This is a genomic window from Chryseobacterium jejuense (assembly GCF_900100075.1).
Lineage (GTDB): Bacteria > Bacteroidota > Bacteroidia > Flavobacteriales > Weeksellaceae > Chryseobacterium > Chryseobacterium jejuense.
Map to the genome: position 1 here is coordinate 146,644 of NZ_FNEG01000006.1, position 26,036 is coordinate 172,679.

Consider the following 26,036-nt stretch of genomic DNA (forward strand, 5'->3'; position numbering starts at 1 on the left):
ATACATGGAAATCACAAAAAAATTAGAATCGAAAAAATTAATCAAAAACTTTTATGAAAAGCAGCGGAAAGATCTGTTGGAACATTCGGAGCAGGGAGTTCCTTCTTCACTTTTTCCGGATAGGCCAATCCTTACAAAAGAAGTAGCAGAATTAGGCAGATTACTGAAAGGTAAACCTAATTATTTTGAAAGAGTAAATTTAGGATCAAAAGAAGCTGAAAAACTCAAAGAATCTATCAAACCTGATATCTGGGAAGATCAGGATTATTATAATTTATTAATTTATCTTTTTGGAGAAAATGCGGAACTGGTAAAATATGCATGGAATAAAATGCAATACAAAATGTATCAGAATAATTATTCCAGACGTTCATTCCGTGCTCCACATCGTGAAGATTATATATTACTCAATCAGATCAATTTCATCAGGTCATTAATGATATTTCCTTGTATTTATTCTTATAATGGCGATCAGAATTTTGATCTGTCTTTAGAAGAACAAATTATTTATGATAATGAATTCGTTCATAACGCAAGCCATTTTTATGTTTGGTCTGCTGCGATAGATACAGGAAATACTGCCATTTATCAATTGATTGAAGATATTATTTTCAATAAACATCCTGAAGGAAAGATTTCCTTGAATATTATTAAAGCTTTACTCAATAGCGAACAGAAAAAATGCTGGGAACTCGTAGAAAAACTTTTACTGGCAGCACAAAGACAGGAAGGCTTACGTCAAACCATACTAGAGGCTTTGGATGAAACAAGCGTTGGCGCATTGGAGTACATGATTGATGTGATTATTGACCAAAAGCTCACTCGTTTCTCATCCGTTGTAAGAGCTATAGATACCTGGACAGGCTTAGGTTGGGAGGCAGAAAAAGAATCTGTAGTAAAGAATATCCTGTCATTAGCAGATCATTACTTTAAGAATCCGGAGGAAATTCCGGAAGCGGTGAAGAGCAAGAATAATAATGAAGTGTATATGGCTCTTTGGGTACAAGGAGTATGGGATGTTGAAAAAACGGTTCCTTATCTGCATCAACTATTTGATAAAGGTGATGTAGAAAAGAAATGTCTGGCGATTAAGTTTGCTATAGAAACGGCAGATCCTTATATTCAGATGCCATTGTATTATAAAGCGGTCTTAGATGGAAATATTGAGGTGTTAGCTTTTGCTGGCTATCCAATGTCTATGCTGTTAAGTAACAATACAGATTCCAAATTCTTTATCAATAATCCAGATTATCCGGACTTTTTTGAAAAGCTGCACGAACTAACGCTGAAGACAGAAATAAAAGAGAAAAAATTTGAAGGCAAAATATTCTCGTGGTTAAATGCTACTTTCAAAAAAAGTGATCTGTATGCTTCTATGTTTTATCTGGTAGGAGAGGATAGTCATAAACTGGATATGGTTCTTTCTTATTTTGATCAGTTTGATCTTTCATTACGTGAATTGTTAGCAAGAAATCTATTACGCGAATTTTACTGTTATTCCCTGTCCTATGCAGTAGGGAAAAAGAAATTGAAAGTAACGGCTTTTCAAAAAGAGTTTGCTTTTAAAATTTTAAAAGACAGAGGAGAAGCATTGATAGCTTCTGGTATCAATGTATTATTACAAGATCCTTTAACCAAGGAAGAAATCATAACCTTCTTTGATCTCTTTAAAAGAAAAGGAGGTGTACTTCGTAAAAAGCTTATAGAGCTTGTTATTGCTCAGGAAGATAATGTTGTTACTCCATTGGTGGATGAATTAATGAATAAAGGTGACCTGGAACAGCGTGCAGCCTCATTGGATGTGATGCTTCAGTTGCAGAAGGAAAAAAGAGTTTCTGCGCAGATTACGAGCTGGATAAAACAATATGCTGAAAGATCAAAAATAACGGAAAGAGAACAGGTTTTATTAGATCAGATTAATCCATCTGGAGATAATACAGTTCTTTCTGAAGATAACGGATATGGTTTTTATGATCCTAATATCGTATCAAAATTTGCTTTGCCTAAGGTAGAAGCTGATTCAGTATATGCACAAGCTACTAAAAATGATAAATACGGGTTTACAAAACCTATGGATGATATAAAAGCTGAAATAAAGAAGCTTAATGATCTATTCTTGAAGCACAAAGATTATGAATATGAATCTGATGAATGGGATGGTTCTGTGACGACTTTGTTGATGGGAAATACTTTCCGTCAAATCAAAAGAAATACAGAAGGGTTCTCCCAAGAGCAATTAGCAGCCAACTATCCTCTGCATGAAGTTTGGGAGCAATGGTATCTGGATTCAGGTTTACAGTCGAGAGATCTGTATTTATTAACATTGGCTGAAAACTGTGATAGGAAAGTCTTCAGGGAGTTCATGGAGAATTATGTTTTTTACTATAAAGATCTTTTAGTAAATCCATTAAAAGGAAGATATGCCTGGGAAAATCCGATTATTATGATTCTTCAGTCATTAAAAGATAAGTTTGTATTTGAAGAACGTGTAGATTTTGCAATAGATGCAGCCAGTACACTCTTTTCCAATCTTCCTGAAAGTATTATCAGTTATAAAGGAAAGGATAGTAATGACTATTATTATCAGGATCAGGGAAATGGCTGGCAGAAGCTTGATTTTTTTATGCCTTTCTTATGGACGGTTCCTGGAAAAGGTCTTACCAATGAACAGTATATCAAGCAATGGAATTTATACCGCTGGATGCAGTATAATGGCTTGAAAGAAAATATCAGCAAATCTGTTCCTAACTTTTATTTATTCTGTAAAGCCTATGAATTGAAACTTATTACCCAACAAGAACTTTGTGAAGGAATCCTTACTGCAGATTCTGCAATTGGAGATCTTACAAGAGGTAAGCTAATCAATAGTAGTGAGAATCTTTTGGATGAATTCCCTTTTGTGAAACCTATGATTCAGGAAATACAGGATAAATTCCTTGATGTAGAGCTTATCCGGGGTGATGCCAATACTGCGGTTTCTCACTTTGTACAGGAGTTTCAGACTATATTTGGAACACAACGTTTGGTTCAGCTTCTGAAAGGTTTGGGTAAATCAGGATTGTATGCCAACTATATTTATGCTTACAGGAATGAAAATATGACCAAACAAAAGCTCTTCTCTAAATTGATTTCAGATTGTTATCCTTTGGAAAGTGATACCCAGAAGGTATTCAATGAAATCATGAAGAAGGAAAAAATTTCTGAGCTTCGTTTAATTCAGGCAGCAGTATATGCGCCGCAATGGCAATCACTTATCAGTGGTTATTTAGGTTGGAAAGGACTGGATTCAGCAATTTGGTGGATGCATGCGCATACTAAAACCGGGGCTTATGAAGAGCAGAACGCCAAGCTGGAAAGTGAGGTGGCAAAATATTCATCTGTAGATATCCAGGAGTTTAAAGATGGGGCTGTGGATAAAGATTGGTTTACAAAAGCCTATAAAGAACTTGGGAAAGCCCGTTGGGAAATGTTATATGAATCTGCAAAATATATATCGGATGGGAACGGTCACCGAAGAGCAAGATTGTATTCCGATACCTTGTCCGGAAGTTTAAAGATCAAAGAAGTTACGGCTAAAGTAAAAGATAAGCGGGACCAGGATTATCTGCGTGTGTATGGGCTTGTTCCTTTAAGCAAAGCCAATCCGGAGAAAGATGTATTGAGCAGATACGAGTACATTCAGCAGTTTAAAAAAGAAAGCAGGGAGTTTGGCTCTATGAAACAAGCAAGTGAAGCGCTGGCAATTCGTGTAGCCCTTGAGAATCTGGCAAGAAATGCTGGGTATCCTGATCCGGTAAGACTTACTTGGGCCATGGAGACCAAGCAAATTCAAACTCTTTTATCAAAAGAAACCCAAGTGACCATTGATGGAGTAACTGTGGGCTTAATTATAGAAGATAACGGAAAAGCAGAACTGGTAGTTTTTAGAGATGATAAACAGCTAAAATCTATTCCACCAAAAATTAAGAAGGAGAAAGCCATTGTAGAATTAACCAATAACCGCAAAATTATGCGGGAACAATGGGTTCGTTCCAGAAAAGGATTGGAAGAAGCCATGATAAGAGGTGATGAATTTTTCTTAAAAGAAATGAAAATCCTTTTTGAACATCCTGTTATTGTTAAGCATTTAGAAAAGCTGGTGTTTATTTCCAACGATCATAAAATAGGTTTTTACCATGATGGAGGCCTTGTGAATGCTCATGGAGAAATTCAGGAACTGAATGAAGATAATACTTTACGTATTGTACATTGTGTAGACTTACATGAACATTCTGTATGGAGCGATTATCAGCATTATTGTTTTAAAGAAAAACTAATCCAGCCGTTTAAGCAGATTTTTAGAGAACTCTATGTTCCTACACCCGATGAATTAAAGGAAAAGTCTATTTCCCGTAGGTATGCTGGACATCAGATTCAGCCAAAACAGACATTGGCATTGCTTAAAACAAGAGGCTGGAAGGTAGATTATGAGGAAGGATTACAGAAAGTTTATCATAAAGAAGGCTTCCAGGTGAAGTTATATGCGATGGCAGATTGGTTTTCGCCTGCAGATATAGAAAGCCCAACCCTGGAAACGATAGAATTTCATTCATTAAAGGACTACAAGAATATTCCTTTTGAGGAAATTAATCCAAGGTTATTCTCCGAGGTAATGCGGGATGTGGATCTGGTAGTTTCTGTTGCGCATGTAGGAAATGTAGATCCTGAAGCCAGCCATTCATCTATTGAAATGAGGACAGTATTAATGAAAGAAACGGCTCGTCTGTTCAAGTTGGATAATGTGAAAATTGAAGGCTCACATGTGCTGGTAAAAGGTCAGATGGCAGAATACAGTGTACATTTAGGAAGTGCGGTGGTTCATCAGACCCCTGGAAAATATTTATCTATTCTTCCGGTACATTCCCAACACAGAGGAAGGCTATTCCTGCCTTTTGCAGATGATGATCCAAAATCAGCAGAAGTATTATCTAAGGTATTATTATTAGCTAAGGATCATGAGATACAGGATCCAACCATATTATCGCAGATAAAGCGGGAGTATGTATAAATTAAAAAGAAAACGGTATGCTTTAAAAGCGTACCGTTTTTTATATATAGAGTGAATAAATAATTATTGTTAGCTGAATGAAAATTTCTAATCTTAAAGACATAAAAAAAGCATCTTTTTCAGATGCTTGTGTTTTTAGATATTCTTTTTAAACTTCGTCGTCAGAATCTATCGTGTAAGATCTGCTTTTGAAATCTTTGTCATGTTTTTCTGAAATTACATCCTCACCTTTTTCGTTAATGATGAAATCTGTGGACTCATTAAACATCTCCTGAAAACTCTTAAAATCTTCCTTGTAAAGGTAAATTTTATGCTTCTCGAATGTAGCTTCCCCATTCTCTCCGAAATTCTTCTTACTCTCAGTGATTGTAAGATAGTAATCTCCCGCTTTCGTCTCGCGCACATCAAAGAAATAAGTTCTTCTCCCTGCTTTTAACACCTTAGTGAAAATCTCATTTTCATGGCGTTCCTTGTATTCACTCATTGTTAGATATTTTTTAATCTTGTTAAGAACAAATATAAAAGAATTCTTTTAATCACAAAATTTTTTTTATGATTTATTTAACAATTAGGAATGAAACAGCTATGCGGTTACAGAATTGGCAATTTCGGTAAGGTTGATAATCTGGTGGGCTTTTTGAGCGCTAGACTCTCTGTGTGTGATAATTATGGATGTTGCATTACCAATTTTTTGATCAATATTTTCAAGGATATTCTGCTCTGTTTCGGTGTCTAAAGCAGACAGGGAATCGTCAAAAATAATGATATTTGGGTCCTTAATCAGAGCTCGGGCAATGCAAATTCTTTGTTTTTGTCCCCCCGAAAGCATCACCCCACGTTCACCAACAAGTGTTTTATATTCCTCCTTAAACTCCACAATATTTTTGTGAACATCTGCAATCTGAGCATACTCAATTACTTTTTCGTGTGATGGGTCATCTATGGCAAATCCAATGTTGTTTTCAATGGAATCCGAGAATAAATAGCTTTCCTGAGGAATATATCCGATGAAATTTCTGTAGTTCGTTAGATTATGCTCTTTCAGATTTTTTCCATCAATCAGAATTTCTCCTTCCGTAGGATCTATCAACCTGCATAAAAGAAGGGCAATGGTAGATTTTCCACTTCCTGTTTTCCCCATAATAGCAAGGGATTCTCCAGCTTTAATTGTAAAGCTTAAATTATCCAGTGCTCTGATACCTGTATTGGGATACACATAAGATACATTTCTGAATTCTATATCTCCTTTAATAGGATAGGTTTCAAAGTTGGTATTAACAATCTCAGATTTTTTATCCATAAATTCATTAATCCTTTGCATAGAAGCTTCAGCTCTCTGATTCACGGAAGTTACCCAACCTACCATAGAGAATGGGAAAATTAGAGTATTGATATACATAAAGAAATCAGCAATTTTCCCAATGCTTAGTTCTCCAGCAATATATTTTGTTCCTCCAATCCAGATAACGGCAACATTCAATAAGCCGATAACAAACAAGATAATGGTAAAGAAATAAGCTTCTGTTTTGGCTAGATCTAATGCTTTATTCTGGTAATCGGTTACTTTAATTCCGTAGTTTTTTTCAATATATTTTTCTCTCGCGAAAAATTTTACCACACGGATTCCCGAAAAACTGTCCTGTACAAAAGTTGAAATCGCAGACTGGCTTTTCTGCATAATTTTCGACTTTTTATTGATGATTGAGCTTACTTTATAAATAGCAAAAGATAGGATAGGAAGTGGCAACAAGGTCCATAAAGTCATGGAAGCATCCGTTTTCACCATATAAATAGCTGTAATTAGGACAAGAACAATAAGGTTGGCCACATACATTACGCCTGGCCCAAGATACATTCTTACCGCCACCACATCTTCACTTAATCTGTTCATTAAGTCTCCGATGGTTGTCTGTTTATAGTCTGTTAAAGATAAATCCTGATAATGTCTGTAAATCCTATTCTTTAATTCATACTCAATTCTTCTGGAGGCAACAATAATCGTCTGTCGCATCATAAAAGTGAAGAATCCGGTTAAAAGTGAACAGCCTACAATGATTCCAACATAAATAAGTACCTGGTGATTGAAACCCAGGTTTCCACTTTTGGTAAGTTCATCCACAGATTTTCCTACAAACTGAACTTTATATATATTGAAAAAATTACTGGCAATGATAAATAATACCCCCCAAAACAAAAGTATTTTGTGTTTCCAAAAATAGGGGTTTAAGGTTTTTAGAGCTTTCATATAGTTTTACAAAATTACAAAAATGTCATCAGACTACGAATTCCATCAATTTTAAATTTTGTATCTTTGCACTCATTAAAAAGCTCTTTGAATGTTAGGAAGACGACAAATTCGTGAAAAAGTAGTACAGGCGGTGTATTCATACTACCAGAACCCTGTAAAATTTGATGTTTTAGAGAAAAACATGTTCTCTGGAATAGAGAAAATCTATTATCTCTATATCTATCAGCTTAATTTTTTAGTAGGACTTAAAGATTTAGCAGAACATCAGATTGAAATCGGGAAGAACAAGTATCTTAAAACCGATGCAGACATCAATCCTAACCAAAAATTCATCAACAACCAGGTATTGCTTAAGCTAGAGGAAAATCCAGAAAGATTGTTCTTCACAGGTCAGCACAAGCAGTTGAAATGGGATATGCATGATGATTTATTGGTAAAGACTTTCCAAAGAATTACTGCTGGAAAACGTTATCAGGATTTCATGAAAGAAGAAGGATATTCTTTTGAAGAAGATCAGAAGTTTATCGGAAAATTATTTTTAAGATATATTGCTGAAAATGAAGATTTCCACGATTATCTTGGAGATAAAGAACTTTCATGGTATGATGACATTCATATTGCCAATTCCATGGTACAGAAAACAATCGGATTCCTAAGAGAAGATGAAGAAAGCAGAACTTTAATCAAAATGATTAAAGATGAAGAAGACAAGACTTTCGCCGCTAAATTATTGAAAGATACCCTTAACAACTGGGAAAACAATGAGAAAAAGCTGGAAGAAAGATTGGAAAACTGGGATCTTGAAAGAATTTCCCTGATGGACAAAGTGATTTTGTCAACTGCTATTTCAGAGCTTGATAACTTCGCCTTCACCCCTTCAAGAGTAATTATTAATGAATATATTGAGATTGCAAAAGTGTTTGCTACAGACCGTTCGAATATCTTCATTAATGGTATTTTAGATAAATATTGTAAAGATCAAAATAGAATATAAAATGAAAAAGACGTTATCAATTATCGCCTTGTCAATTATAGGCTTTGGATTAGTTTCATGTAAAAAAGAAAACAAAGAAACTCAAAGCCCTGAAGCTGTAGCTACTGATTCTGCAGCTGCAGGAACCCCAGTAACAGCTGACTCTGCTGCTACATCTGTAACAGGAGAAGCTCCTGCTGCACCGGTTTCTAACGAACCATCTACTTCTATCGCTTTATCTGAAAGCAACTTCGATTTTGGAAAAATTAAAAAAGGAGACAAAGTAGAGCACGTTTATGAAGTTACCAATACAGGAAAAAATCCATTGGTGATTTCTGAAGTAAAGCCTGGATGTGGATGTACTGCTCCTGATTTTACAAAAGAGCCTATTATGCCTGGTAAAAAAGGAAAAATTACATTGCATTTTGACTCTTCAAGCTTTGATGGAAACGTTCAGAAGTATGCAGATGTTTTTGCAAACGTAGAAAAGTCTCCAATCAAATTAACGTTCACTGCGAACATTCAACCATAATTTTAAAAATATGTTGACATTTTTTTTACAGGCACAGCCACAAGGTTCTTCATCTATGATGCTGATTATGATGGGTGTGATGTTTGTAGGTTTTTATTTCCTGATGATCAGACCTCAAATGAAGAAGCAAAAGCAGGAAAAAAGCTTTCAGGAAACCCTTAAAGTAGGAACTAGAGTAGTCCTTACTTCTGGTCTTCACGGAAGAATTGCTCAGGTTCAGGATGACGGTTTTGTTATTGAAACACTATCTGGAAAACTGAAGTTTGAAAAAGCAGCTGTTTCCAGAGAAATGACAGAAACTCGTTTCGGAGATAAAGCAAAAACTGCTGATAAATCAGCGGATAAAAAAGAGACAGAAACTGAAGAAAAAAAATAATTTAATTCAGTCTGAAAATATTTAGCTGCGGCGGGTGAACTTTGTTCACCCGCCGCAGCTTTTTTATAGTTCTATTTTAAATACACTTATTGTTAATTGGATTTGAGTGTTTATTAATGAGTATTCAATATCAATGCTGTCATTCTGAATGAAGCATGGCGTAATGAAGAATCTAATGAAAACGTTTTTTATTATCAAAACATAATAATGTATAAATTCATTTGTGCTCATCAGTAAAATTAATATTCAATAAAAAATTATCTTTGCCTCATGATTCAAAACACAAGCAAAACTGTTCTCATTTTAGGAGCCAATTCAGACGTAGCAAAACAATGCATTATTCAATACCTTGAAAAAGGATTTTCTGTAATGGCAGCCTCCAGAAATACAAAATCACTGGAAGATTTTATGGTGTCTAATAACCTGGATCAGAATAAAGTAAGAGTACTGTATTTTGATGCTGCAGATTTTGACTCTCATCAACAGTTTTATAATGAGCTTGCTGTGAAGCCTCATATCGTAGTATATTCGGCAGGTTTCCTTGTGGATAATCAAAAGGCTTTGAGTGATTTTAAAGGAGCAAAACAAATGATGGAGGTTAATTATATGGGTGGAGTTTCTATTTTGAATATTATTGCTATGGATGAAAGCAATAAAAATTTGGAAAGAATCATCGGACTATCTTCATTATCCGGAGTAAGAGGGAGAAAAAGTAATTTTGTGTATGGAAGTACCAAGGCCGCATTTACACAATATTTGGCGGGATTAAGACAGGAACTTGCTTCCCGAAAAATAGAAGTGAATGCTTTAGTGATAGGGTATATCCGAACAAAGATTAATGAAGGGCTGGAACTTAATGAGTCCTTAATTATGGAGCCGGATTATGTAGCAAAATACATTGTAAATGCTGGAAACTCCTTTACGATTGTTCCTAATTTTAAATGGAAAATTATTTATCATATCCTGAGGCTTTTACCAGAAAGCTTAGCAGCAAAATTGCCATAATTCTTTAATTTTTGCGGTTCAAAATTTATTTTCAGAAAAGATTTATTTTCAGAAAAGAGACTTCGGTATTTTTTTTGTAATAATAGCCTCGAATTATTCTTCCTGGCAAGATTCAATTTCTAAAATAATCATTGAGTAAGCAGAAAAAATCTGTTCTGCTGTCAATCTATTGTAATGCATATAATTATTGATTTTAACTTCCAAAGAGTTAAGGTTGATTCTTTTTTTGAAAAAAAATGTTTTCTGTTCAGATTCATTTTAAGATTTTGCCCTAAAGGAAAGAGTATCTGTAATGGTATATAAAAATAAGTAGTATAAAAAATGGACGATTTACAATTGAACAACATTCAAAAGCATTGGGATACCTTAATAACTTCAGCCATTTCATGGGCACCGAGAATCTTTACTGCAGTTATTTCTGCACTATTGATTTATCTGATCGGGTCATGGATGATAAGAATGATTAAGAAACTTGTTGCGAAAGGTTTCAGAAAACGTAATATGGAAGCTTCTTTACAGCACTTCCTTCTTAATATTATCAATTGGGGACTTAATATTCTTCTTTTCATTGTAGTGGTGACTCAACTAGGAGTGCAGACGTCGGCCTTTGTAGCCATGATTGGTGCTGCAGGTTTAGCTGTAGGTTTGGCTTTGCAGGGTTCTTTGACAAACTTTGCGGGTGGAATCCTTATTCTGTTACTGAAACCCTTTAAGATAGGAGATTTTATTTCCACGAATTCCGGAGTTTCTGGAACAGTACAGGCCATTGATATTTTCCATACAAAACTGATTACTCCACAAAACCAATTAATCATTATTCCTAACGGGGTGGTTTCCAATAACAGCATTACCAATTTTACACAGTTAGGAACAAGAAGAACAGCATTGGATATCGGGGTTGCTTATGATGCTGACCTTAAACAGACGAAAGAAGTTCTGATGAGAGTAATTCAAAAAAATCAATATGCTCTTTCTGAGCCGGCACCTCAGGTAGTGGTAACAGCACTTGGTGATAGCGCAATTAATTTATCAGTGAGAGTGAGTGCTACTACGGAAAACTTCTGGAAAATGAATGAAGATCTTATTATTGATTGTAAAGAAGCCTTAGATGAGGCCGGAATCGGGATTCCTTTTCCTCAGAGAGATATACATGTTTACAATAAATAATTGTGTAAAATAGTTTTAAATAATCATAAAAAATCCTGCATTCAGAATAATGCAGGATTTTTTTATTTATTTTTTGCTTTTGCTTTATTTTTCAGAAAGTTAAGGATTTCTGTGTATTGATTAGTCTCTTCCTTGCTGATAAGATAGGTGAAGCTGGTGTTTAAATCAATATGAACTAAAATATTTGTACCGGAAACTTCATAAGTTATTTTTTTCCAAAGACTTCTTATATCATACTGTTCATTATTGATCTGAAAACTTTTCTCATCAAAGTACAATTCTGTTACAGGATGATATCCCTTTAGCTCATCAATATGTTTATTCAGCTTACTGGAAAAATTGATCTTCTGATAATAAAAGTTGATAAGATAAATAATACAGGTAAGACCTAAAAAAATTAAGGCAAACTGGAAAAAATCATATCTGGTTTTCTTGCCGATGAGACTATCAAAGACAAAGATGATAAAAAGAGCATACAAGAAGTTTCGGAAAAGAGTAGGTAACTTCTTTTTCCATGAGTGATAGAAATGATGCCATAATTGTTTACGGACAACATTCTCACTAAAATTAATATGAACAATTAATGTTTCTTCCATGATTGTAATTTTGTGCAAAAATATATAAATTTCCTGTCCTAGAGCACTTTTAAACTGATCGTTTTTCATATTGTTCGGAGTATTATTGAGCAGCCAATGCGTTTTTTACCAAATGGCAATTGTTTTTACATTCTACTTTTATACCTTTATCTTTCCACAATCTGTGGATAAAATAACATGGAAGAACTTTTTAATTACATCAAAAAATTTGGATTACTGAATGCACAGGATGAACTTCTAATTGAAGAAGGTATCCAGGAAATTTCTGTGAAGAAAGGTCAAATTTTTGTAGAAGCTGGGAAAGTAAGCCAAAAGATTGCATTTGTGAAGAAAGGAGTATTTCGTTCTTTGTATTATAACAAAGAAGGAGATGATTTTACCCGTTATTTTATCTATGAAGGTCGTTTTATTGGAGATTTTCAGGGGTTTACAGATCAACTTCCTGCCCATGAATATATAGAAGCCATTACAGATGCTGTTTTACTTGTTATTGACCTCAGCCATTTTAAAATATTAGAGGAAAAAATTACGATCTGGCCTGTTTTATTTGCCAGAATTCATGGGTTTGTTGCTGAAAATAAGCTTAAAGTGGCAAGCATTATGCTCAATCAGGATGCAAAATCCAGATATATCCACTTTCTAAATCATTATCCTGGACTTGCCAATAGAGTTCCACAGTCTATGCTGGCTTCCTATCTTGGCGTGACTCCTTCGTCATTGAGCAGGATTAGGAGGACTGTTAATGAGTAATGAGTAATGCGGTTCCAACAAAATAAATTATCTAAGAATTGTAAATATTCAATAGGGACGGGCTTTAGCCAGTTCTGTCATTTTAAAAACCTTTCATTGGCTTTAGCCAAAACCTAGTCAATACGGCTTATATTAGAACAAAACTCTCGTCTCATACTTGTAAATAATTCTTTACTACACTCATACCAACACGTTTTTGTCAAATGGCAATGGCCTCTTTTTCAAACTGCCATAGCTTTGTCTCATGAAAAATAATGATATGGATATTGTATTAGGACTTCAGTGGGGAGATGAAGGAAAGGGAAAGTTTATTGATCTTATCAGTGAAAATTATGATATTGCAGCCCGTTTTAACGGTGGCTCGAATGCTGGACACAGTATTGAAAGAAATGGGAAGAGAATCACGCTTAAAATGATTCCTTCAGGGATTTTTATGCAGGGAGTACAGAATGTTATCGGGACAGGAACTGTTCTTGATCCGGTAAGTTTTAAAAACGAGATTCTGAATCTAAAAAAGTTTGATGAAACTCTCGAGCCAGAAAAGAATCTGATTATTTCTAAGAAAGCTCATTTTGTATTGCCTACTTATAAGCTTCTGGATGTTTTCATGGAAGAAAGTCCGGCGTATACAACCATAGGAACAACAAAGAATGGAATTGCTCAGGCATACTCAAATAAGATCTTAAGACAGAACGTAAGAATTGGGGATATGTATTTACCGGATTTTCAAGAACGTGTAAATCATATTTTAGACCGAGACTTTAAATTTTTAGCTGATGGAGGTATGGAACTGCCATCTTTGGATTCAATTCGTCAAGAGTTTTTTGAAGCGGTTGAATTTTTAAAGCAATTTAATTGTACAGAAACTGAGTTACATCTGAATAAAGCACTATCTGAGGGAAAAACAATTTTAGCTGAAGGATCTCAGGCTGCATTACTAGATATAGATCACGGAACCTATCCTTATGTAACTTCTTCTTCTACCACTGCCTCAGGGGCTTGTAGCGGATTAGGAATTTCTCCTAAAAAGATTGGTGAGATCTACGGAATTGCGAAAGCGTACTGTACAAGAGTAGGAAACGGAATATTTCCTACGGAACTTTTTGATGAAATGGGTGAGGAGATCAGAACGAAGGGAAATGAGTTTGGTTCCAATACAGGGCGCCCAAGAAGAACGGGCTGGCTAGATCTTCCGGCTTTACGATATGCTGTGATGATTAATGGAGTTACACAATTGGTTCTCACTAAAGCTGATGTTCTAAGCGGATTAAAATCAGTAGCAGTTTGTACTCACTATGAGCTGGAAGATGGAACTATTGAAACCAATGCCGGAACACTTCCTGAAAATGCAAAACCAATATTCAAATGGTTAGATGGCTGGGATGCTGATTTTTCAGTAATTAAAGCCCCTTCTGAACTTCCAAAAGAACTAAAGGATTTTCTTGTATTTTTGGAGACAGAATTGGAAATTCCTATAGGATATCTTTCTACCGGTCCAGGGAGAGAGCAGATTTTGAAAATGAAATAGAGAATAGAAAAACGGGAAATATTTACTTCCCGTTTTTTATTTTTATGACTGTGAATGATCTCTGTATTCCCGTTCGCCTAGATATTGTTGAAATCTTAAGAGGTAGCCGTCAGGATCCTGAATTAGTAATTCTCTTACCCCTTCTTCCTGATCATTTATTCTGTACCATTCTTCTTTCGGTTCTCTAAAGTAAGAAAGATTGTGTTCTGTGATTTTTGCGATAATAGTATTCAAGTCGCTTACTTCAATTTGGAAATTAATTCCCCTCCCTCTTGGAAATGAAAGGCTACCCGTTATCCATGCATCAGGATGATCTTCCTCAAGCATCAATTGAGATCCCTCATGTGAAATGAATATAAACCGGTCTTCTTTTCTTTCAAACTCTACTGTAAATCCAAGTTGTATTACATAAAATAATTTAGACCGATCGAGATTGCTTACAAGTAATTCTGGAGTTAATTTATTGAAATCCATATTCACAGTTGCTTTTATTATAAAAAAAGCGGGGCCAATACCCCGCTTTCAATTTATGCTTTTAAATTTAATTTTAACTCTAGTTCATCGAGTTGTGCATCAGCAATGGAAGCCGGTGCATCAATCATGACATCACGCCCGGAGTTGTTCTTAGGGAATGCAATATAATCCCTGATTACTTCATTTCCATCCAAAATAGCAACTAAACGGTCAAACCCGAATGCTAATCCACCGTGTGGTGGTGCTCCGAATTTGAATGCATTCATTAAGAATCCAAACTGAGCTTCTGCTTCTTCTTTTGAGAATCCTAGCAGGTCAAACATTTTAGATTGAAGATCTCTGTCAAAAATTCTGATAGATCCTCCTCCGATTTCGTTTCCGTTAAGAACCATATCGTAAGCGTTAGCTCTTGCTTTACCTGGATCTGTTTCTAATAAGTGAATATCTTCAGGTTTTGGAGAAGTGAAAGGGTGGTGCATAGCGTGGAATCTTTCAGAGTCTTCATCCCATTCCAATAGAGGGAAGTCAACAACCCAAAGTGGTGCAAATACATTTCCTTTTCTTAATCCTAAACGGTTTCCAAGCTCCATTCTCAATGCAGAAAGCTGTGCTCTTACTTTGTTTTCGTTTCCGGAAAGAATCAACATTAAGTCTCCTTCCTTAGCCCCGAATTTTTCAATGATCTTTGCTAAATCTTCTTCGTTATAGAATTTATTTACCGATGAGGTTTTCACACCATCATTCTGGAATTTAGCCCAAACCATCCCTGAAGCTCCGATCTGTGGACGTTTTACCCAATCCACAAGCTCATCAATCTGCTTTCTTGTATAGTCTGCACATCCTTCTACATTGATTCCGACAACCAATTCTGCTTCATCAAATATTTTAAAGTCTTTTCCTTTTACAAGCTCATTAAGTTCTACGAATTCCATTCCGAAACGGATGTCCGGTTTGTCATTTCCGTACTTTTTCATTGCATCAGCGAAAGTCATTCTTGGAAAATCTCCGAATTCCTGACCTGTAATATCTTTGATAAGAGTTTTAGTCATTCCTTCAAAAACGTTCATTACGTCTTCTTGTTCTACAAAAGCCATCTCACAATCGATCTGTGTAAATTCCGGCTGTCTGTCTGCTCTTAAATCCTCATCACGGAAACATTTTACGATCTGGAAATATTTATCCATTCCACCTACCATCAAAAGCTGCTTGAAGGTTTGTGGAGACTGTGGTAATGCATAAAACTGCCCCGGGTTCATTCTGCTTGGAACCACGAAATCTCTTGCTCCTTCCGGAGTAGATTTAATTAAAACAGGAGTTTCCACTTCAATGAAACCTTCATCAGATAAGTAATTTCTTACTTTCTGAGCCATTTTGTGACGGAAGATCAATTTATCTTTTACCGGATTTCTTCTGATATCCAGATAACGGTATTTCATTCTTAATTCCTCTCCACCGTCCGTTTCATCTTCAATAGTGAAAGGAGGAAGCTGAGAATCATTCAGGATGGTTAGTTTTTCAACTAAAAGTTCAATTTCTCCTGTAGGAATATTGGGATTCTTACTTACTCTCTCAATAACTTTTCCGGTAGCCTGAATAACAAATTCACGGCCTAATTTTTTAGCTTCTTCCATTAGTTGTGCAGAAGAACGCTCCTGGTCAAATACCAGCTGGGTAATTCCGTAACGATCTCGAAGATCTACCCAAATCATAAATCCTTTATCACGGATAGTCTGTACCCATCCAGATAGTGTAACTTCTTCATTCAGATTTTTCAGAGATAGCTCTCCGTTGGTGTGTGATCGAAACATAAATTATTTGTTTAAAGTTCAATGTTTAAGGCTCTGTTTTGAACCTTGAATTTTTCGTTGGCAAAGATAAGATTTTTGCAGGTTTTATAAATAAAAAAACTTCTGATTAATTTTATTGCCAATTGCTAAGGTATACTACAAAGCAGATTTGTATTTTTGAGGATATATAAATTATAACCTGAACAATGACTAAATATATTGACTTTTTTAAAAAAGCCTTTAGTGGTGAGGAAACCGATTTTACGAAGATAAATATCAGAAGTGCAGTGGTGCTTCTGGCCATTCCGATGATGTTGGAAATGGCTATGGAATCTGTCTTTGCATTGGTAGATTTATATTTTGTAGGACATCTGAAAGAAAGCGGTTTTGCGATTCAGACTGTTGGGCTTACGGAGTCTGTACTTTCTGTGATGTATTCCATTGCGATTGGAATGAGTATGGCTGCAACAGCAATGGTGGCGAGAAGGATTGGTGAGAAAAATCCAGAGCAGGCTTCCAGAAGTGCTGCGCAGGTATTGCTGGTCTCATTTGGGATTACTCTGGTTTTAAGTTTATTTGGAGTAGTGTATGCAGAAGAGATTCTTATTCTGATGGGATCAAAACCAGAAGCAGCAGCCTATGGAAAAGACTTTACAAGAATTATGATGGGAAGCGGCACAATCATTATGCTTTTGTTTTTGATCAATGGGATCTTTAGGGGAGCAGGAAATGCGATGATTGCAATGAAAAGTTTATGGATTGCCAATATTGCCAACATTATTCTCTGCCCTATTTTGATAAAAGGCTTAGGCCCGATCCCAGCAATGGGGCTTACTGGTGCAGCATTGGCAACTACAATTGGGCGAAGTATTGGGGTAATCTATCAGCTGTATCATCTGTTGGTAGCAGATACCCAAATTCGTATTAAGCTTTCTTATTTTAAGCCAGATTATAGTTTAATCAGATCTATCATAAAAATTGCCACTCCCGGAATTTTTCAGTTTGTGATTGCCTCATGCAGCTGGATCTTTCTTGCAGAACTGGTGGCAACTACGGGTGGTGAAAATGCCTCAGCCGGGTATCAAACTGCGTTGAGGTTAATGATGTTTTTCATACTCCCAGCTTGGGGATTAAGTAATGCTGCATCTACTTTAGTGGGACAGAATATGGGGGCAAATGAAATGCTGAGAGCAGAACAATCCGTAATGAAAACAGTGAAGTATAATGTGATTTTTATGCTTATTGTCAGTTTAATATTTGTTCTTTTCGGTAACTTTCTAGTAAGTTTCTTTACTCAGGAGGCAGAGATCAAAAACTTTGCAAAAAATGCACTTCACATCATGAGTATAGGGTTTGTTTTCTATGGAATCGGAATGGTGATGATTAATGCATTCAACGGAGCAGGAGACACCTGGACACCAACATGGGTGAACCTTTTTGGATTCTGGCTGTTTCAGATTCCTTTAGCTTATTTTCTTTCCAAATATCTGGAAATGGGACCGAAAGGAGTATTTATCTCCATTCCTGCAGCAGAAACTCTGATCACTATTGTTGCTTTTATTTTGTTTAGAAAAGGAAAATGGAAGACAATTAAAGTATAGTAGTAGGGCTCTGCCAGTCGTTAATTGGATATGTATTTATAAACTTCCAGTTTCCACCTTCCTTTTTCCTTATCCATTTTTAATGACTTAAGTATTTGTATTTTAATAGTGTATTTCCTAAATTCGTAATAACAACAAATACTTATTACTATGGGAAAGGGAGACAAAAAATCAAGAAAAGGGAAAATTCATTCCGGGAACTATGGAAAAAGAAGACCTAGAAAAGCATCGAAACCTTTTGGAGCACCAGAGGAAAAATCTAAAAAGTAATGACAATAAAAAAGACCGAAGAAAACTTCTCCGGTCTTTTTCTATGACAAATTAAATTAATTATTTTCCAAAAATATTTCCAAGAATACTTCCTAGTCCGCCACCTTGTTGCTGTTGGTTTCCACCACCGCCAAGTACACTTCCTAAGATATCATTCAGAGGATTTCCTGATGATTGGGCTTGTCCATTACCCAAAACACTTCCCAAGATATCATTTAATGGGCTGGATTGTTGAGTTTGAGCCTGATTAGAAGCATTTCCTAAGATTCCTCCTAAAAGATCACCTAAACCTCCTGCTCCAACATTGCTTTGTTGTTTTTGTTGACCAATGTATCCCATAACAACGGGTGCCAGCATTGCAAGAATGGGGCCTATCTTATCTATTGAAATTCCAGTATTTTGTGATAACTGATTTTCTACAGTACTCTTTTGTCCGCCAAAAATATGGTCAAGGATAGATCCGCCCTCAGCTTGTCTGGCTTCAACTTGTGAAGGATCATTTAAGATACTTCCGTTATGGTCTTTATCTAAAGCGCTGTTCAATGCTTCAGCTTCTTTGGCATCCTGGGATTTATTTCTAAGATAAGAAATGATGAGAGGTGTAGCTACTGCTAATAAAGCAATTACCTGGTTTCTGTTGATTCCGAATTTGTTTTCAGCCTGTTCAGCAACCTGGTTGCTAGTGTTCCCTGTAAGTAGGTCTATTAAGCTCATTTTTTGTGTTTATTAAAGTATTAATTGATTCAAAGTTATCAAAAAATATGCCTCACAAAATATTTCGGATTCATAATTATTGTTAAAGTTTTCTGATCTCATCCTCAGTGTAGCCTTTGCTTTTTAATAGCTGTATATATTGCTGGGCACTTGCTGTCATCCAATTGATTGGTTCAGGAGCAACTTTATTATCTACTGTAAATTCCAGAATTCCCACATTGTTATTCATCCATGGAAGTAGATAGTAGTTCATTCCACCCTTGTATTTTTTGAATGCATCAGCTTCTTTACCTTTTTCTGTGAGTAAAACAGTATGATATGCAAAAACATATCCTAAAGGAATGAGTAAGCAAACCCATGAGAATTTTTTAAAGGAAGTATATTTTACAGAAGAAAGTCCATATCCGATTGAGAGTGCAAAAATAATATTGAAGGGAAGGAAAAATACATAATTATCAGAAACTACATAGAATGTTGAGAACCCATAAACTAATAGTGCCGCTATAAAAAAAACAGTAAACATTTTTCGGTTGGTCTTATACAATAAGCCCATTCCTGCTATTCCAAAGAATATAAAAATATTGAAGTTGTAGATGAGGTATACAAATGACTGGAAAAAATCTTTTACCAGTTGCGTTGGGGTTTGTTGTAATGAATCTTCAACCCATGTTCCCTGATCGGAAGAATAGAAGGCTTTAAATGGTAATCCTTGAGACATATTTAGGATAGAGAGAGAAGAAAAAAGCAATGCAAAAAGAATAAATGAAGAATAAGCGTAGTGCTTTTCCTTTCTGAAATAAAACAGGAAAAGAAGAAGTGCTGGAATCAATAAAATATTTTGAATATGTACCCATAGAGAAATTCCTAAGAATAAACTACTGAGTATAATATGAATATTTTTCTTTTCAATAAAGGCTTTTACCATCGAAAGGAAAAAAAGGCTTACCCATAAACAGTTGTACGTATATACTTCCACAATTTCAGCATTTCTCCAGAAAGAAAAACTAAAGCCAAACACAAATGCAGCAGTAATAGCTGCCCATTGTGTTTTCGTAATGGTTTTTACAATCAGATATATGAAGGCAACTGTTGCTGCACCAGAAACTACTACAAGAAATCGGCTAGCCTCAATAGCATGAAGGCCGGTTAGGTTTTTAATTAAAATCCCTGTATTGGTATATAAAAAATGAGAGGTAGCAGTAGCTGCCGTTTCAAACTCACCCTTTTCTACTGACAGAACAAAACCTACACAATCAGCAAAAGGTATTTTAGTAAAACTCCCGAGATAATAAATGGCTGAAAAAATAAAGAATAGAGCTATTGCAGATAGATATTGCTTCATTCCTAGTTCTTTATAATTGGGACATTAGAACATGCTTCTCCGAACATCAGCGATTTTACGATAGGTTTTAGCTGTTCTACCAGCTCAATATAAGCGTTTTCAGGAATTTCCTTATCTGAACATCCTTTTACAAGAACTCTTTTGCCTCTCATATCCCCGAAATCATAAGTTTGAATAGCATTGTGCATCAGAATAACTTCAAGGTCCTCACGGTTTCCAAACACAATTTTTTTGGATACATCGGTAAGCTTGGCTGTTAATACGAAATAAGCCCAAAGTGGAATAATAGTATCTACAGAATTGTATATATAGATGTAAGCATCTTTATATTCTTCAACGTTGATAGCTTCTACTTTTTCACGGAAATCTTTTTCTTTCAGGATCATTTCCTGGAAAAGAAAATCTTTAAGATCAATACCCTTTCTTTCCCCTTTTGGAAGCAAAGTGGTAAGGTCAAAATTCACAAGGCCGCTTTCAGCAACTTTATTTCGGATTTCAAATTCTTCTGACATTTTTATCATTATCTTTGAACAAATTTACGAATTAAGATCAATATACATTTTAATTTGTTCTCTATTCCTACCATAGAAGCCGCCCATGATTCAAAATATAGGTTGTTTCTGATGGTTATTAAAACAAATAAAGATTTCGAAAGAAATGAAATATTACATTATTGCAGGAGAAGCTTCCGGTGATCTTCATGGAAGCAATTTGATGAAATCCCTCAAACAAAAGGACCCGAATGCGGAATTCAGGTTCTGGGGTGGCGACTTGATGAAAGTTCAAGGCGGAACACTGGTAAAACACTATCGTGATTTAGCATTCATGGGATTTCTGGAAGTAGTCATGAATCTGAGAACGATTTTAAATAATATTAAATTCTGCAAAGAAGATATTCTGAACAACAGACCTGATGTTTTAATTCTTGTAGATTATCCCGGCTTTAATCTAAGAATAGCCAGATTTGCCAAAGAATTGGGCATTAAGGTTGTTTACTATATTTCACCGCAACTCTGGGCCTGGAAAGAAGGCAGAGTAGAGATTATCAAAAAATATGTGGATGAAATGATGGTCATTCTTCCGTTTGAGGAAGACTTTTACAAAAAACATGGTGTTCATTCACACTTTGTAGGCCATCCTTTGCTGGATGCAATCTCTGATTTAAAGGAAATTAATATTGATGGTTTTAAAAAAGAAAATGGACTGAATGAAAAGGAAATTATTGCACTTTTACCGGGCTCCAGAAAACAGGAGGTTGAGAAAATGCTTGAAATTATGCTTTCCGTAAGACCGCACTTTAAAGGCTATCAGTTTGTAATTGCGGGAGCCCCAAGCCTTCCCAAGGACTTTTATGAGAAATATGTGGATGATAATGTACACTTTGTTTCGAATAGAACGTATGATCTGTTGAGATGCTCCAAAGCAGCTCTGGTAACTTCCGGAACGGCTACCCTAGAAACGGCTCTGCTGAATATCCCTGAAGTGGTATGTTATCGCGGAAGTGCTGTTTCTTATGCCATTGCCAAAAGACTGGTTAAAAATATCAACTATATTTCATTAGTAAACCTTATCATGGATAGGGAAGTGGTGAAAGAACTTATCCAAAGTGATTTGAATACTAAGAATCTGGTAGGTGAACTCAATAAAATTTTAGAAGGAGGAAAAAGAGAACAGGTCCTGAATGATTATAGCCTTTTGCGAGAAAAGCTTGGAGGAAAGGGGGCCAGCGATCATGCTGCTGAGGTGATTTTAAAAGTCTGAGACAAATCTCCGGAAATATAATTCATTCATTACTATGAAACATCTAAAGAGTTTTCTATTATTAATTGCCTGTACAATTTTTTCAATAAGTTTTGCTCAGAAAGAAGCTGTATTGAGAGATAAAGCACAGATATTCTACTATGGCTGGTATGGAAACCAGAAAACTGACGGCAGCCTACAGCATTGGAATCATGAAATTATTCCTCATTGGAGCAATCCTAAATGGAATAATCTCGGAAATTATAAAGGAGGGGATGATATTGGGGCCAATTTTTATCCGGCATTGGGTAATTACAGTTCCAATGATAGAACGGTCATAGAAAAACACATGAAGATGATGAAAGAGGCTGGTGTAGGTGTTGTAGTGGTAAGTTGGCTGGGAAAAGATTCTTTTACTGATAAAAGTGTAATGCAGTATCTTGATATTGCAGACCGTTTCAATTTAAAAATAGCCTTTCATATAGAACCGTTCTATAAATCCGTTACAGAACTTAGAGATCAGCTTTCTTATCTTGTGAAAACATATGCTCATCATCATGCCTTTTACAAAAAAGATGGGAAACCTTTGTATTATGTATATGACAGTTATAAAATAGCTCCTGAAGAATGGTCGAAGCTGCTTTCCAAAAGTGGAGAGAAAACAATACGTAATACAGAACTGGATGGCTATTACATTGGACTATGGGTGGAAAAAAATGATTCTGTTTTTTTCGATACTTCGGGTTTTGATGGTTTTTACACTTATTTTGCCAGTGAAGGTTTCGTTTTTGGAAGCACAACTGCTAATTGGGAGTATATGGCTCAGTATGCAAAAGATCATCATCTTATTTTTATCCCATGCGTAGGCCCAGGCTATTCAGATACGAGAATCAGACCTTGGAATGAAACTAATTTTAAGAGTAGAGAAGATGGAAAATATTATGAAAGGATGTTTGATGCAGCCATTAAAATTAATCCTGAATTTATTGGAATTACTTCATTTAACGAATGGCATGAAGGAACTCAGATAGAACCTGCAATTCCTAAAAAAGCTGGAGATTTTATCTACGAAAACTATGGGAAAGATCCGTGGATGTACATCAAAGAAACAAAACGTTTAACGGATAAGTTTTTAAAAGAAAAGTAAAACTTTTTATGTAAACGTAATTTCATAGCAAAAAAATAAGCGCCCTGTTAATCTCTTTGTGGATGACAGGGTGTTTTATTTAGTAATTACAGTGATAACAACCGAATATTCAATTTCCTATCTTGGAGATATAATTGATTGAAATTGAATAAAGAACCTCTATTGATCTTAGCTGTATGCTTTATCCTCGGAATTTTTTTTCAGGACTATTTCTTATTGGGAAAAAGATTGATCTATGGCGTGGCTAGCATTAATATGGGGATTTTAATTTCTATATTCTTCAATACCTATTTTTTATATAAAACCAGGGCTATTTTGCTTGGAATACTTTTTTTTGGCATTGGTTTACTTCTTCATTTCTTTAATTCCTCTTCTCCAAAAGGCGATATTTCTGTGAATAAAAATGAAACTATTATTTTAAAAATTTCCCAGAAATTAAATTCAACAGAAAAGTATAAAAAGTATGAAGGAATAGCTCAGTTAGGGAAAAATAGCTTTAATTCAATTATTTATATTCCGAAAAGTCATGATGAATTAGATTATAAGAATTATTATAAAACTGAAGCTTATATTACAAAACCACAGAAGCCCCAATACGATTTTCAGTTCAATTATGCACAATATCTGAAGCGAAAGAATATTGACTATCAAATTTATATTTCGAAAGATTTTTCTATTGTAGAACGGAATGATTTAAGTTTTACTGAGCAAATTCGTCAATATAGGTTCAATGTTCTGAAGAAAATAGATAAAACAGTTATGTCCGGACCTACCAAAGCATTTTTGAAAGGAATTATTCTGGCAGACCGAACAGAAATGGATATGGGTACTGTGCAGGATTTCAACAGATCTGGCCTGGTTCACTTGTTAGCCATTTCCGGAACTCATATTGTGATTATTTTTGGACTTTTTTATTTTGTAATGGTGCGTTGTATTCCTCTGAAATTCAATAAATATTCGATTGTTTTAAGCTTGATGTTTATTTGGTTGTTTGCTTTATTTATCGGATTTGGAAACTCGGTGCTGAGGTCATGCATCATGTTGAACGTATATTTTATTTTTGTTTTATTGCAGAGAAAGCCGGATTTGCTGCACTCATTAGCATTGTCAGCATTTATTATTCTGATCCTTGATACTCAGCAGCTTTTTGATGTGGGATTTCAACTTAGTTTTTTAGCAGTATTAGGAATCTTTTGGCTGAATCAACCACTGTTAAAATATTTTCCAAGAGCAGATAATTATTTTAAAAAACTGATTTTTAATACCATTACCATATCCTTGTCAGCCCAATTGGCAACACTTCCGTTGGTCCTCTATTACTTTCATCAATTTTCATTTGTTTCGATTGTTGCCAATGTTTTTATTGTCCCTTTTTCTGAAGTGATTATTGTGTTTTCATTTCTGATGACTTTTCTTATTGCCTTTGGCTTGAATTTCAGTTTTATGGATAAATTGTATGATGGAATTATACAAATACTTCTGAAGGTTATTCACTGGTTTGCGGAAGCAGATATGGTATTATTTAAAAGCATTCCGATGAATCTGATTGAAGTAATATCCATATCAATAGCGATATATTTTTTAAGAGCATTGATTTTAAAAATAAACTTTAAGAATTCAATGAATTTCGTAATTGCTGTTTTGGCGTTTTTGATGACAAGGATTGGATGCAATATTGTTGGAAATCAGAAAGAAGAAGTGCTTTTACACTCTTTTAGTAAGAGTAAAATAATCTCTATAAAGAAAGGAAATAAAGTCTGTTTTTGGATTCCTGATAGGGTAGGCAGAGAAAAGGTTTTACAATATATCATTGAACCTTATTGTTCTTCCAGAAGAATAGACCAATTTGAAATAAAGCAGATTCCTTTTTCAACTAAAAAAATAGTTTTTGGAGATCATGTTTATGATATGAAATAAAGTTTTTTGATTTTTTCACTTTCCTTTATTTATAACGTGTAGGGCTCTTATTTAGAAAGATTACAAACTGTCTAATTGTGAGATTTCTCACTTTTCGATATTGTTAACATTTCTTAATTTTGTGGGAAATTCAAATTTAAACTTATATGGCAGGTTTAACGAGTTCTACGATAGGTAGAAAATACGCTATGGCATTATCAGCTATGTTTTTGCTGATTTTTCTTATACTGCATTTGACAACCAATTTGTTATCAGTCCTGAACAGGGATGCTTTCAATACAGCATCTGACTTTATGGGCTATAATCCTTTTGTGCAGTTCTTAATGCAGCCTATTCTTGGCTTTGCAGTAATTTTCCATTTTGCGATGGGATTTGTATTGGAGATCAAGAATAATAAAGCGCGTCCAGTAAAGTATGCATCAAATAATGCAGCTGTAAATTCTTCATGGATGTCCAGAAATATGATTATTTCCGGAGCAGTTGTGTTGGCTTTCTTGGCGCTTCACTTATATGATTTCTGGTTACATGAAATCACTTATAAGTATGTAGATGGAATAGCTCCTGATTCAGAACGTTTTTGGCCAGAGCTTCATGAGAAGTTTGCTGACCTTTGGAGAGTCGCTTTATATGTGATCTCTTTTGTACTATTGGGGCTACACTTAGCTCATGGATTCCAGTCTTCATTCCAATCTATTGGAGCAAGACATCCAAAATACACGCCTGTGATTAAGGCTTTCGGAACATGGTATTCTATCCTTATTCCGGCAGGATTTATCATTGTAGCAGTTTTTCATTATATAACTCAATAATATCAATATACTA

The 26,036-nt window shown here is 35.2% G+C and carries 22 protein-coding genes; 14 read left to right on the forward strand and 8 right to left on the reverse strand.

Features of this window, described 5'->3' with window-relative positions; all coding sequences use genetic code 11:
* Positions 1–4 precede the first annotated feature (4 nt).
* Positions 5–5,047, forward strand: coding sequence for a DUF4132 domain-containing protein (locus BLS98_RS17965; protein ID WP_089738044.1), 5,043 nt, complete (start codon positions 5–7; stop codon positions 5,045–5,047).
* A gap of 148 nt (positions 5,048–5,195) precedes the next feature.
* On the opposite strand, the gene BLS98_RS17970 is transcribed toward BLS98_RS17965, so the two are convergent.
* Together BLS98_RS17970 and BLS98_RS17975 are read right to left on the reverse strand one after the other, a co-directional pair.
* On the reverse strand, positions 5,196–5,531 hold the full coding sequence (locus BLS98_RS17970) for a DUF3276 family protein (protein ID WP_002976288.1): 336 nt from the start codon (positions 5,529–5,531) through the stop codon (positions 5,196–5,198).
* 99 nt (positions 5,532–5,630) lie between these two features.
* A complete protein-coding gene (locus tag BLS98_RS17975) occupies positions 5,631–7,292 on the reverse strand; it encodes an ABC transporter ATP-binding protein (protein WP_089738046.1) in 1,662 nt (553 codons plus the stop codon).
* Between the two features lie 91 nt (positions 7,293–7,383).
* Between BLS98_RS17975 and BLS98_RS17980 the strand changes: the two genes are divergently transcribed.
* The 5 genes from BLS98_RS17980 to BLS98_RS18000 all read left to right on the forward strand — a co-directional run bounded on the left by BLS98_RS17980 (position 7,384) and on the right by BLS98_RS18000 (position 11,348).
* Entirely contained in the window at positions 7,384–8,289 is a 906-nt protein-coding gene (locus tag BLS98_RS17980; protein ID WP_089738048.1) for a transcription antitermination protein NusB, read from the forward strand.
* Position 8,290: 1 nt separating this feature from the next.
* Positions 8,291–8,800, forward strand: a complete 510-nt coding sequence (locus BLS98_RS17985; RefSeq protein WP_089738051.1) for a DUF1573 domain-containing protein — start codon at positions 8,291–8,293, stop codon at positions 8,798–8,800.
* A 10-nt stretch (positions 8,801–8,810) separates the two neighbouring features.
* Positions 8,811–9,176: a preprotein translocase subunit YajC gene (yajC, locus tag BLS98_RS17990; protein ID WP_089738054.1), complete on the forward strand. Its 366-nt coding sequence runs from the start codon at positions 8,811–8,813 to the stop codon at positions 9,174–9,176.
* A 270-nt stretch (positions 9,177–9,446) separates the two neighbouring features.
* Complete coding sequence (locus tag BLS98_RS17995) at positions 9,447–10,181, forward strand: SDR family NAD(P)-dependent oxidoreductase (RefSeq protein WP_089738056.1); 735 nt, start codon at positions 9,447–9,449, stop codon at positions 10,179–10,181.
* Positions 10,182–10,502: 321 nt separating this feature from the next.
* Positions 10,503–11,348: a mechanosensitive ion channel family protein gene (locus tag BLS98_RS18000; RefSeq protein ID WP_089738058.1), complete on the forward strand. Its 846-nt coding sequence runs from the start codon at positions 10,503–10,505 to the stop codon at positions 11,346–11,348.
* Between the two features lie 62 nt (positions 11,349–11,410).
* Here the strand turns inward: BLS98_RS18000 and BLS98_RS18005 are convergent, their stop codons facing one another.
* Positions 11,411–11,944, reverse strand: a complete 534-nt coding sequence (locus tag BLS98_RS18005; protein WP_139166150.1) for a hypothetical protein — start codon at positions 11,942–11,944, stop codon at positions 11,411–11,413.
* A 177-nt stretch (positions 11,945–12,121) separates the two neighbouring features.
* Here BLS98_RS18005 and BLS98_RS18010 point away from each other — a divergent pair, with 177 nt between their 5' ends.
* Positions 12,122–12,694 (forward strand): Crp/Fnr family transcriptional regulator, encoded by a 573-nt coding sequence (locus tag BLS98_RS18010; protein WP_089738062.1) that lies wholly within the window; start codon positions 12,122–12,124, stop codon positions 12,692–12,694.
* A 259-nt stretch (positions 12,695–12,953) separates the two neighbouring features.
* Entirely contained in the window at positions 12,954–14,222 is a 1,269-nt protein-coding gene (locus BLS98_RS18015; RefSeq protein WP_089738517.1) for an adenylosuccinate synthase, read from the forward strand.
* Positions 14,223–14,264: 42 nt separating this feature from the next.
* On the opposite strand, the gene BLS98_RS18020 is transcribed toward BLS98_RS18015, so the two are convergent.
* Positions 14,265–14,696, reverse strand: coding sequence for a bleomycin resistance protein (locus BLS98_RS18020; RefSeq protein WP_089738064.1), 432 nt, complete (start codon positions 14,694–14,696; stop codon positions 14,265–14,267).
* 53 nt (positions 14,697–14,749) lie between these two features.
* A complete protein-coding gene (gene aspS / locus BLS98_RS18025; protein WP_089738066.1) occupies positions 14,750–16,504 on the reverse strand; it encodes an aspartate--tRNA ligase in 1,755 nt (584 codons plus the stop codon).
* A gap of 185 nt (positions 16,505–16,689) precedes the next feature.
* Here aspS and BLS98_RS18030 point away from each other — a divergent pair, with 185 nt between their 5' ends.
* Positions 16,690–18,084, forward strand: coding sequence for an MATE family efflux transporter (locus BLS98_RS18030; RefSeq protein ID WP_089738069.1), 1,395 nt, complete (start codon positions 16,690–16,692; stop codon positions 18,082–18,084).
* Between the two features lie 150 nt (positions 18,085–18,234).
* Entirely contained in the window at positions 18,235–18,354 is a 120-nt protein-coding gene (locus BLS98_RS18035) for a 30S ribosomal protein THX (RefSeq protein WP_089738072.1), read from the forward strand.
* A gap of 60 nt (positions 18,355–18,414) precedes the next feature.
* Here the strand turns inward: BLS98_RS18035 and BLS98_RS18040 are convergent, their stop codons facing one another.
* The 3 genes from BLS98_RS18040 to BLS98_RS18050 all read right to left on the reverse strand — a co-directional run bounded on the left by BLS98_RS18040 (position 18,415) and on the right by BLS98_RS18050 (position 20,922).
* Positions 18,415–19,068, reverse strand: a complete 654-nt coding sequence (locus BLS98_RS18040) for a DUF937 domain-containing protein (RefSeq protein ID WP_089738074.1) — start codon at positions 19,066–19,068, stop codon at positions 18,415–18,417.
* Positions 19,069–19,150: 82 nt separating this feature from the next.
* Complete coding sequence (locus BLS98_RS18045; protein ID WP_089738076.1) at positions 19,151–20,410, reverse strand: protein O-mannosyl-transferase family; 1,260 nt, start codon at positions 20,408–20,410, stop codon at positions 19,151–19,153.
* A gap of 2 nt (positions 20,411–20,412) precedes the next feature.
* Positions 20,413–20,922 (reverse strand): DUF2480 family protein, encoded by a 510-nt coding sequence (locus tag BLS98_RS18050; protein ID WP_089738078.1) that lies wholly within the window; start codon positions 20,920–20,922, stop codon positions 20,413–20,415.
* Between the two features lie 145 nt (positions 20,923–21,067).
* On the opposite strand from BLS98_RS18050, the gene lpxB reads away from it, so the two are divergent.
* The 4 genes from lpxB (at position 21,068) to BLS98_RS18070 (ending at position 26,023) form a co-directional block, all read left to right on the forward strand.
* On the forward strand, positions 21,068–22,171 hold the full coding sequence (gene lpxB, locus BLS98_RS18055; RefSeq protein ID WP_089738079.1) for a lipid-A-disaccharide synthase: 1,104 nt from the start codon (positions 21,068–21,070) through the stop codon (positions 22,169–22,171).
* 34 nt (positions 22,172–22,205) lie between these two features.
* Positions 22,206–23,297: a glycoside hydrolase family 99 protein gene (locus BLS98_RS18060; RefSeq protein ID WP_089738081.1), complete on the forward strand. Its 1,092-nt coding sequence runs from the start codon at positions 22,206–22,208 to the stop codon at positions 23,295–23,297.
* Positions 23,298–23,459: 162 nt separating this feature from the next.
* Entirely contained in the window at positions 23,460–25,214 is a 1,755-nt protein-coding gene (locus BLS98_RS18065; protein ID WP_228436038.1) for a ComEC/Rec2 family competence protein, read from the forward strand.
* A gap of 146 nt (positions 25,215–25,360) precedes the next feature.
* Positions 25,361–26,023 (forward strand): succinate dehydrogenase cytochrome b subunit, encoded by a 663-nt coding sequence (locus BLS98_RS18070; RefSeq protein WP_089738084.1) that lies wholly within the window; start codon positions 25,361–25,363, stop codon positions 26,021–26,023.
* Positions 26,024–26,036: the final 13 nt, after the last annotated feature.